The 1,736-nt window shown below is 65.1% G+C and carries 2 protein-coding genes; one reads left to right on the forward strand and one right to left on the reverse strand.

What is annotated here, in order from left to right:
• The first annotated feature begins 157 nt into the window (after positions 1-157).
• Positions 158-787, forward strand: coding sequence for a hypothetical protein (locus ACYVDE_RS21835; protein ID WP_460503651.1), 630 nt, complete (start codon positions 158-160; stop codon positions 785-787).
• Position 788: 1 nt separating this feature from the next.
• On the opposite strand, the gene ACYVDE_RS21840 is transcribed toward ACYVDE_RS21835, so the two are convergent.
• A partial coding sequence (locus tag ACYVDE_RS21840) for a DUF4139 domain-containing protein (protein ID WP_460503652.1) occupies positions 789-1,736 on the reverse strand: 948 nt, incomplete at its 5' end.

The following is a 1,736-nucleotide window of genomic DNA, read 5'->3' on the forward strand; positions in this document are numbered from 1 at the left end:
TCGCCGCCGCGCCCATGTACGGCGGCGACGTGTGCGCCGACCTGTTTGCCCGTGGCCTGTGCCTGCCCAGCGGCTCGGCCATGACCGACGGCGACCTGCGCCGCGTGAAAGAGGCGCTGGCCGAGGCATTGGGCTGATTTTCGGTGCTGAAACGGTTATGAAAATGCTGCTCATTGCCTTGTTGCTGCTGGCTGGCAGTCGGGCGCAGGCCCAGTATCTCACGCTGCGCCAGCTGCTGGTGCTGGCCGAGAAAACCCCGAACAACTTTCAGGGCGATGACGACTCGCCCGGCGAGGCGGGCAACATCCTGCGGGCCAGCGGCTTCGCGCGGGTACGGTGGCGGGAAAATGACCCCGACATTGATGGCAACCCGGGGTCGTACAAACGCTACTCGCGGCGCACCGATGCCTTCCTCGTCTTCCAGGCCGATTCGCACGACCGGCTGCTGGAAAACCTTATCTACCGCGTCCACAGCACTGCGTGCGTGGTGCAGCTGCGCCAGCAACTGCGGGCCGCCGGCTTTAAGGGACTTAACAGCCACCCGGCCCCACCCAGCGACCCGAACGAGCTAACCGCCCCGGTTTCGCCCTACAATACGTACTGCACCAACCTGCAGTACACGGTCAGCATCGACGGGGAAGTAGACCGCGAAGGCCGCGACCTGCACTGCTACACCGTCACCATCAGCCGCGACGCGGCGATGCAGCAGATGTACGATGAAATAAATGCCGTGCGTGAGGAAGCTGCGCCGGTCCGCAACGCAAAACCGCGCAAAAAGCCACGTTAGCCTACCGAAACTTCGGATTTTTCGATATCTGCACGCGGTTGATGAGGTCCACGCCTTTGTCTTTGGGGTATTCGACTTCGAAGCTGAACTGCACCTTCTGGCTGGCGCCGGCCGGCACCGTGAGCAGCCAGGTGAGCATGCCGGTGCGGGCATCCAGCTGCGCCCCGCTGGACTTGAGCAGCTTGACGCTGATTTTGGCTTCCTCCGAAATCGGAATCTCATCGAGCAGACGCAGACGGATGGTTTCGGGATGGCGGTTGCGCACATTCAGCTCGTAGGTGAGGCGCGTGCGGCGCTTGTCGCTTAGGGCCACATCGCTGCTTTTGTCTTCGAGCTTGGCCCGGCCCACCACCAGCTGGTCGTCGTGGCCGAGGGCCACAGCCAGCGAGTCGTTGTAGGCCTTGGTGTCGAGCTCGGTTTCGCCCACGTACATGCCCTGGCGGTACACGGCGGCGCGGTCGGCCAGCTGCAGGCCCTGCCAGCCCGACACCTTGGTTTGCAGAATGGCGTGCTCCGACACGCGCGGTACAGCCAGGTACTCGGGCTGGCCGGGCAGTTGCACGGCGGGTAGCACCAGCTCGCGCATGCCCGCGGCGGGCAGGCTGATGAGCTCGGGCACCTCGTAGCGGCTGCTCTGCAGTTGGTCGGCGGGCTGGCCCTTGGCAGTGCCGCGCACCACGAAGGCATCGATGCGGCCCTCGCCCTCGGTGCTGTTGTTGTTCTCGCGGAAATCCAGCTCCCAGGGCGTGAGCACGGGGCGCGACACTTCCTCATCGAGGGGGTAGCGCAGCAGCACCACGCGCACTCGCGACCAGTTCATCCGGGTGCGGTTGCGGAGCTGGCCGGTGGTCACGAAGTCGAGGGTGCGGCCCGTGGCGTTGGCCCGAATGTCCAGGTGGGGCCGCCAGGTGAGGCGCCCTTTCACGAAGTAGCGCAGCGTGAGCGGCAC

It is taken from the genome of Hymenobacter agri (assembly GCF_054778495.1).